At 38.9% G+C, this 6,635-nt stretch carries 13 protein-coding genes and 1 pseudogene; 4 read left to right on the plus strand and 10 right to left on the minus strand.

The window, feature by feature from the left end; all coding sequences use genetic code 11:
• Positions 1–686: 686 nt before the first annotated feature.
• Together QZ995_RS23375 and QZ995_RS23380 are read right to left on the minus strand one after the other, a co-directional pair.
• Positions 687–908, minus strand: coding sequence for a DUF7667 family protein (locus QZ995_RS23375; RefSeq protein WP_003339956.1), 222 nt, complete (start codon positions 906–908; stop codon positions 687–689).
• Between the two features lie 75 nt (positions 909–983).
• Positions 984–1,193 carry a helix-turn-helix transcriptional regulator gene (locus QZ995_RS23380; protein WP_301812314.1) on the minus strand — a complete coding sequence of 70 codons (210 nt, stop codon included), beginning with the start codon at positions 1,191–1,193 and terminating at the stop codon, positions 984–986.
• 228 nt (positions 1,194–1,421) lie between these two features.
• Here QZ995_RS23380 and QZ995_RS23385 point away from each other — a divergent pair, with 228 nt between their 5' ends.
• On the plus strand, positions 1,422–2,252 hold the full coding sequence (locus QZ995_RS23385; protein WP_301812319.1) for a hypothetical protein: 831 nt from the start codon (positions 1,422–1,424) through the stop codon (positions 2,250–2,252).
• A 359-nt stretch (positions 2,253–2,611) separates the two neighbouring features.
• On the opposite strand, the gene QZ995_RS23390 is transcribed toward QZ995_RS23385, so the two are convergent.
• Positions 2,612–2,950: a YolD-like family protein gene (locus QZ995_RS23390; protein WP_301812321.1), complete on the minus strand. Its 339-nt coding sequence runs from the start codon at positions 2,948–2,950 to the stop codon at positions 2,612–2,614.
• A gap of 150 nt (positions 2,951–3,100) precedes the next feature.
• Here QZ995_RS23390 and QZ995_RS23395 point away from each other — a divergent pair, with 150 nt between their 5' ends.
• From QZ995_RS23395 to QZ995_RS23405, 3 genes are all read left to right on the plus strand, one after another.
• The gene (locus QZ995_RS23395; protein ID WP_022583731.1) at positions 3,101–3,235 is read left to right on the plus strand and encodes a hypothetical protein; all 135 of its coding nucleotides are present in this window, start codon (positions 3,101–3,103) and stop codon (positions 3,233–3,235) included.
• 209 nt (positions 3,236–3,444) lie between these two features.
• On the plus strand, positions 3,445–3,630 hold the full coding sequence (locus tag QZ995_RS23400; protein WP_301812323.1) for a helix-turn-helix transcriptional regulator: 186 nt from the start codon (positions 3,445–3,447) through the stop codon (positions 3,628–3,630).
• Positions 3,631–3,643: 13 nt separating this feature from the next.
• Positions 3,644–3,847 carry a hypothetical protein gene (locus QZ995_RS23405; RefSeq protein ID WP_301812326.1) on the plus strand — a complete coding sequence of 68 codons (204 nt, stop codon included), beginning with the start codon at positions 3,644–3,646 and terminating at the stop codon, positions 3,845–3,847.
• Between the two features lie 161 nt (positions 3,848–4,008).
• Here the strand turns inward: QZ995_RS23405 and QZ995_RS23410 are convergent, their stop codons facing one another.
• The 7 genes and pseudogenes from QZ995_RS23410 to QZ995_RS23440 form a co-directional block, all read right to left on the minus strand.
• The gene (locus QZ995_RS23410) at positions 4,009–4,206 is read right to left on the minus strand and encodes a hypothetical protein (RefSeq protein WP_258425880.1); all 198 of its coding nucleotides are present in this window, start codon (positions 4,204–4,206) and stop codon (positions 4,009–4,011) included.
• Positions 4,207–4,410: 204 nt separating this feature from the next.
• Positions 4,411–5,040: a glycoside hydrolase family 73 protein gene (locus tag QZ995_RS23415; protein WP_301812329.1), complete on the minus strand. Its 630-nt coding sequence runs from the start codon at positions 5,038–5,040 to the stop codon at positions 4,411–4,413.
• Complete coding sequence (locus tag QZ995_RS23420; RefSeq protein WP_301812331.1) at positions 5,037–5,279, minus strand: hypothetical protein; 243 nt, start codon at positions 5,277–5,279, stop codon at positions 5,037–5,039. Before QZ995_RS23420 ends, QZ995_RS23415 begins: the two co-directional genes overlap by 4 nt.
• Positions 5,280–5,282: 3 nt before the next feature.
• Positions 5,283–5,516 (minus strand): BhlA/UviB family holin-like peptide, encoded by a 234-nt coding sequence (locus QZ995_RS23425; RefSeq protein ID WP_301812332.1) that lies wholly within the window; start codon positions 5,514–5,516, stop codon positions 5,283–5,285.
• Positions 5,517–5,826: 310 nt separating this feature from the next.
• Positions 5,827–5,973, minus strand: coding sequence for a CD1375 family protein (locus tag QZ995_RS23430; RefSeq protein WP_301812334.1), 147 nt, complete (start codon positions 5,971–5,973; stop codon positions 5,827–5,829).
• Positions 5,973–6,191 (minus strand): hypothetical protein, encoded by a 219-nt coding sequence (locus QZ995_RS23435; RefSeq protein ID WP_301812336.1) that lies wholly within the window; start codon positions 6,189–6,191, stop codon positions 5,973–5,975. Before QZ995_RS23435 ends, QZ995_RS23430 begins: the two co-directional genes overlap by 1 nt.
• Positions 6,191–6,635: pseudogene (locus QZ995_RS23440) on the minus strand (hypothetical protein); the annotation flags it as partial. The pseudogene QZ995_RS23440 and the gene QZ995_RS23435, both read right to left, overlap by 1 nt.

The raw sequence follows: 6,635 nt of genomic DNA on the forward strand, positions 1-6,635 counted from the left end.
TATCATATATGTGATATGCAATCCACCAAAATAAAAAGCCGCTGAATAATCAGCAGCTTTTTATGTATTTCCAGTATTTACGCCTGGAATATTTGAAACGTCGAAGAAGCTCTTTTTACTATAATAGCTGAACGAATGCTTTGCATGTAGGATATGGGATATCTTTGCTGAGAACCCATTCCTCCTGCATTCTTTCGTTCAACTTATATAGAACAACTCAGGTCTTCATAGTTTTCACAGGTAGTATCTATTTTCAGCAATCATATGGGTTGTGGCATTCTTGGTCACCACTAACACTACCATAACCATTAGTCGAATCTTTTGGGTAGTACGGATAACCAGCTGCCTGAGTGTTAGTTGGGAAAAAGGATAATCCAACTACCGCCAAAGACAAAAAAGAAATTGCTATCATTTTTTTCATAGTTAACCTACTTTCTCTATGTATTCACAATTATCATAACTGTATGACTATTATAACTATATGACTTTTATGGGTCAACTATAAATGAATATATGAGCAAATTTATATAAATAAATCATGAGTTTAATTATTACTTTACACATAAGATGAATGAAGCGCAACTACGCTATTTTATTTTCGATTAACAATGATTATTTTTAGCTTTTTTGCTTGTCATTTACTTCATTGCGTTGTCAGTCCCTTTCTATAGGGGTGACCAAGAAAGTCACCCCTCTATCTTCTCTATCCTTGAACATAACTCATGCTGCCAATCCGCGTCGTTCGTCATACTGGCGATAAAAGATAGGTTTTTGAGTTTTGCAATCTCCCAAGCTCTTTGAGCGTTTGCACTCAGACAATGGCTCATTTCTGTCATTTCCGAGTCGGTAAGCTCCCTTGTCTTATTGATGAACCAAAGCTCTGCCATCCGTTGATGGACAATCCACATCTGCACCAGCTCCTTAATCTTGATGGTACAGTGTATGTAGTTCACGGCTACAAATTGCATGCCCATTTTAAAAAATTAGTCAGGGACTTCTAACCAGATTTCTTCTATCGGCATTTTCAAAGCCTTGGCTATTTGTATAGCAGTTATAAGAGTAGGAAGATTCTTTCCTTGAACTATTTGACTCAATGACGCATGTGAGATAGGCTCGTCCATCTGTTTTAATAAATCTTGTTGTTTCATATTACGCTCAGCTAAAATAATGCGCAGACGACACTGTAGTTTCAAGAACTATCACCTCATAAAGAATAATTCGTCATTTGTCTTTGTCGAATCCTTTGACGGGTATATAGAGGTTTTGACGAAAAATGCTCATTACTTTTTCCAAATACAAGCTTAAAAGCGATTGGTAAATGGTAAGTTTATTTTAAAAAAATTGTGGAAAAATCACCAATAAAGCTTATACTTAAATAGGGTGCTATGTAAATATTTTCTAACACTCAAAGGATGATAACGGTGAAAAAAAGAGCTTTAATAGCAAGCTTAGCGGTAGTCGGTTTAGCCTTAACCAGTTTCCAAGGTGCAGATGCAGCTATAGATAACAAGAAAACCGGAATTAGAATTACAGACGATGTAGAGTGTGATAACGAGATGAACGTAAGGGCATCTACTAGAGGCACTGGAGGCAATATCGATAGAACTAAAGTGTTCTATAGGCTAGAAAGGGATGGAGAGTTTATTGATAATTTCTCCAATACTTTAGACAGTGATTATGTAACCCTTATTATGAATCATTCTGGTAATGATGATTCGAGAGCAGCAGGAGGACCAAAATGGGTAGTTGAAAGCACTCATCGGGTCGATTACTCAAATGGAACTTACGACAGGTCTAAAGACTCCGACAAAGCCTTTGGTAAATGTGGAAGTTCTAAAAGAGTAAGTCCATCCATTGCTCCAAAAGAACTTGATGATGTTGAGAGCAAATTGGAGAATAAATGGAAAGAAGTAATGAAAGCTCATGGTATAGATGAGAATGAATGGACTAGATACACCTACGAAGATTTTAAGGGCGTTCAGATAAGCAGCAATGACAAAAAATTTACATCTGTTCAAAAAGCTAGTCTCCTTGCTGATGCAGAGATGGAAAATGTCCAACGTCAAAAAGGCGATTCGTCAGGCTTGTATCTTGTAGACAAAGCCGAGGAAAAAGGCTTGTATATCTATCAAAAAGCTGATGGTGAAAATGTAGTGGTTGAGTTTGCCATGAAGGACAAAAATGACGTCAAAGGTCTTACTGCCGATGATGACGATAACATCTGGAAGCTTGTAGACACAAAAGTAAAGTAATAGAATAAAATAATATGTTCCCAAAATTTCATACGTTACACAAACGTCCGAACCTAAATTCGGACGTTTCAGCGTGCAGATAAAATACCGAAAGGTATGATGCACGCTGAAATTCCCCTATAGGGAGATTACCGAATTAGTAACTATTAATTTCCTTCTACCGGTCCCAAAGAGCCTATTCCTGGTCCGTGACTGTCCTGACGTCTCAATTCTACTCCTCCTTTTTATGTAATGCTGATCGCAATTACCATATTCTACATAAAAAATTACAACCCTTTAACGGATTACCGAAAAAGGGTTGTTCTGTATCCCTGTTCCCGCAGAGCAATACAGTCTATGTAATTAAAAGAATCACCGGACTAGGCTTTTACACTAATCACATCCTCTACAGGTATCCACCAAAAATCCTCATCGTTCTTTAACTTGATCTGTTTAAATTGAGAATCAAACCTATCTACCCATCCCCAGGCGGATTCAATTACTCCTCTGCCCTTTTTTGTCTCTTTCCACCAGCTAATTGTTAGTGCATAGTCATACTGACGTGAATCAGATATCCTATAACAAAACTCGGCTAGTTCATCCTCTTCAATGATCGGCTTCTCAACCAGTTTTTTATCTTCGTGATACTGACGTAACATTTCTGCATGCTCTGGCAAGATGAATTTCGTTACAAGGGGATCAAGAATTTTACTAGCCATGAAAACATCTCCTCAAATACGAATGTATGTTCTTATTTTATGCGAACAATAAGAGAACATGCAAACAAAAATTATTGGTATAATTATGTAATAAATTGTTGTACTTTGTATAACATAATGCTATAATAATATTAGAAAGGAGGTGCAGAATTGGGATGGTTAAAAGAATGGCTTCCTCTTATCGTCTTCCTGTATACGATCTACAAAGACTTTATTCATCCGAAGATGGTAAAGAAGAAGAAAAAGCAAAAACGGCGCCCCCGCCAAGGAAAACGCCGTAAGTAAGCTGGGGAGGGAAACCTCCCCCCTACATCCCAATTATACCATGAAAATGAAACGTTTAGACGTGAGAAATCTTGTATCTATCCGTGGCGCTTTAGCTCTCGCTCTCCTTGCTACTTACACACCATATAGCGCCTGGTGGAAACAAGGAATATTACTTGTGACAGTTACTTATCTTATAGTAACTGCTTTATTCGGACGGAGGAATTAGCTTGCTTGTAAATGTAGATGATCTTGTTGGATTCGGAGAAGTCTGCGAAATGACAGGTAAAACCAAAGGATACCTGCAAGTTTATATCAAGCGCGGTCAGTTTCCTGAGCCGATCAAGACGCTATCGTGTGGTCCTATCTGGTTAAAAGAACAAATTAAAGAATGGATGAACAGTAGATCAAAATAAAAGGGTGGTTGCTATGAAGTTTGGAATGCGTAAACCAAGTTTCAAAAAGCGTATAGCAGCTAGGACAAGCCTAAAAAGACAGTTAGTACATCGAGCTGGATTGAAGATGCCGAGAGGATGGGGATGGCTCAGAAATCCTAAGAGGTATGCTTATAATAAAGCTTATAACAGGACTACGTTTGATATATTTAAGGTGATTGGTAAGTTGTTTAAATAGGGAAAAAGATACTATACGGCGTTTTCTAGCAAATGCATTAAATTTCCGTATATTTTTGTAATCAAACGAAACTAAGCAACCAGTCACCGATTGAGTTTCGGCAACTGGTTGCTTAGCAAATAAAGTGTTTTATCCCTGTCCCAAAAACGGGGGTCAGTCCCTTAAGGGACTTTATATCCCCCGCCTCCTTTAGGGTTAGGTGATGGATCATTATATAAATCTGTCTCATCTAAACAATACTGGGGTTGGTTGTATCCAGAAGGTTTACAATAAAAGGCCCCTGCTTGTGATGCTGGTGCAGCGATTGCTAATAATGACATTGCTAGAACTCCAAATGTTGCCTTTTTAATGAGTTTCATAATACCCTCCATATGTATAATGTTTTCCTTTATATAAAAATAATACCATTAATTCCGCCTAAAGTAAACAATATTCAGTAAATTGGGAATTAGTTATACAACCCATGTTATAAAATATGATATCAGCCCCTCCATAACCAGAAATACACGTTCATTTTTAGGCAAAAAATAAAACGTGTCAGTTTTACCTGACACGTTCATAATCTAGTGATTATTCTGTTTCCTTTGTCCACTTGCCACTCGAAGCTCATCTGCCAATTGTCCAATACGTTTTTTTCTATCTGTGTCATTCCATTCATTTGCTGTATGCCATGCTGCCTGTAAGTAAACATCTATAATTTCGTTCGCTACCTCTGGTTTCATCGTTATTTCCTCCTTGTCATATTTAGCTAGACCGTACTTCTCTATCAACCCAATTAGCTTACCTGGATAACCCGGATCAGTGGCATATCCGCCTTTATGGATAGCATGGCAGGCAGTTTTATAATCAGCACCTAATACACCATGATAGCGTGTAGGCTTGTCTCTTGTACCGTTTAGAATTAGCTTAGAATGGTCTGCAATAGACTCACCCCAATTGTTATAGGCTCTGAAATTAGCTGTGATAGTTGTCCATTTACCGTTGTAATTCTCCTTGGTCGGCATAGCACAAACGCCTGCTGGGCCTGTTCCTTTGATACCAAACAAATTGTTTCCTCGCTTAGTTAGTCCACTTTCTCCCCAAGCTGATTCTAGGATTGCCTGAGCAATTGTAAGAGACGCTGGTATCTTTGTTTTCTTCATGTCAGCTACAGCACTAGGTGCTATCTTTTCTATAAAATCTTGTGGTTTCATTGCTTGTTCCCTCCACTGTCTGGTTTTACATAGCTATAAGCTCCCGCAGCTGTTAATCCAACGACCACCGCTGTTAGTAGATTGGTTTTTAATTCTCCGTTTGGAAGAAAGACGAAAAGGGCCGAAAAAGTCATAGCGACTAATGGAGCAAATTTGTTTGGAACCCCAAACCCTTTAGCCACACCGGTAAGCGCCGCAACGATTGCGGCTAATGTAGCGATATCAGTAGTCATCTCCATTCCTTATCCCACCTTTTCTTTTAGTTCCTGAACATCACTACCAAGCTCTGCTAGACTCCGTTCAATCTGTTGCAAGGTAGTTGTATTTCTTTCGAGCTGAATTACCATTCGTTCGTTGTGTTCCATGAGTTTTGCTTCCCGATCTCTTCCCTCTTTTTTAGTAGAAAACAATAGCCATACAAACAAACCAGCAAATGGCCCTTGTGATAATAATGCGTTAAAAAGTGGTTCCTCCATGCTTCCCCTCTCCTTATCACCCCCTTTGGGGCAAAAGTAAAAAGGGAGCCTATTAGCTCCCTATGAAAAATTTCCATGTTGTGTTGTCATAAAATAGGTGAACCTTTCTCATTGATTAGAAATATACTAGGGTATACGGATACCTCTCACACCCATTATATTAGTAAGCCCTTTACCTTTTGGTGAGGGCTTACTTGTTTTTTAAAATATTGATACCCCTTTTAGACACGGTTAGGTTAGTCTCTCTTCCTAGAAGTAGCCTCTTTTATTTTAGAATATAAAAAACGCCTCTCCGGTTGGAAAGACGTAGCTATTTTTGCAAAGCTAAATATTCAGCGACTGGAACACGGTAATTTTCTGGAACGGCTTTCTCCTCTGTTCCCATAGGATCAATTAGCCACTCTCCTGATTTCACAAGCACAGCATATACAGGTATCATATATTTTTTAACTGGCATCACTCGGCACCTCCTTTCAGTGCAGTAATCTCTTCTTGTAATTGGACAATCTGCTTTCCTTGTTGCTCTATCGTAATGTGCAATATACCTAACTGCCTGTCTAAGTCTGTTATCGCCTCTAGTGCCGCTAATAACTCTGGACGTAACCGATCATGATGCCCCGGAGTCTCCACCACACCGCCAAGTGACCCGTCTGGGTTTCTTTTGATGTATTCCACTAGCTAATCACCCCCACTAGCATGACAGCTGCTTCTTTTGCGCTTGTATTGGTCCTGCTCAATGTCAGCTTGAATATAACGTCTGATTTTGCTGTAGCTACAGTGCTAATCAACTCATCTTCTGTAATTGAAGTAGTAAGATCAACACTTTCCTTGGTCATGGCTGTATATTGCTCTGGCAGTCCTTTATCTACAAAGGATGTCTCAGCATCAACGACTAAATTGCCCTTTTCTCTCTTTAGCCAAGCAAGGATTTCTCTAGCTGATCCTTTCGGTGCTAGGATTTTATAGCGTGCAACAGCTTTCTTCATAGGTGTTTCTGTTACAGCGTTATTGATGTTAAATGTCTTTACTGTGTAGGCTCCGAATTGGTCTGTTGCCGTTATGGTTATGGTGTTAGCTCCAGTTTTAAGGTCACTAACTTTACATGTATAAGACCAGTTG

Origin of the sequence: Brevibacillus laterosporus, from assembly GCF_030489605.1 — a bacterium.
Lineage (GTDB): Bacteria > Bacillota > Bacilli > Brevibacillales > Brevibacillaceae > Brevibacillus_B > Brevibacillus_B laterosporus_E.

Bases quoted from the DNA above. Each gene is read 5' to 3' on its own strand.
- QZ995_RS23375 (WP_003339956.1), bottom strand. From the start codon at position 908: ATGTGGATTGTCCATCAACGGATGGCAGAGCTTTGGTTCATCAATAAG.
- QZ995_RS23390 (WP_301812321.1), bottom strand. From the start codon at position 2,950: ATGGCTAGTAAAATTCTTGATCCCCTTGTAACGAAATTCATCTTGCCA.
- QZ995_RS23405 (WP_301812326.1), top strand. From the start codon at position 3,644: ATGAAGTTTGGAATGCGTAAACCAAGTTTCAAAAAGCGTATAGCAGCT.
- QZ995_RS23410 (WP_258425880.1), bottom strand. From the start codon at position 4,206: ATGAAACTCATTAAAAAGGCAACATTTGGAGTTCTAGCAATGTCATTA.
- QZ995_RS23415 (WP_301812329.1), bottom strand. From the start codon at position 5,040: ATGAAACCACAAGATTTTATAGAAAAGATAGCACCTAGTGCTGTAGCT.
- QZ995_RS23420 (WP_301812331.1), bottom strand. From the start codon at position 5,279: ATGGAGATGACTACTGATATCGCTACATTAGCCGCAATCGTTGCGGCG.
- QZ995_RS23425 (WP_301812332.1), bottom strand. From the start codon at position 5,516: ATGGAGGAACCACTTTTTAACGCATTATTATCACAAGGGCCATTTGCT.
- QZ995_RS23430 (WP_301812334.1), bottom strand. From the start codon at position 5,973: ATGCCAGTTAAAAAATATATGATACCTGTATATGCTGTGCTTGTGAAA.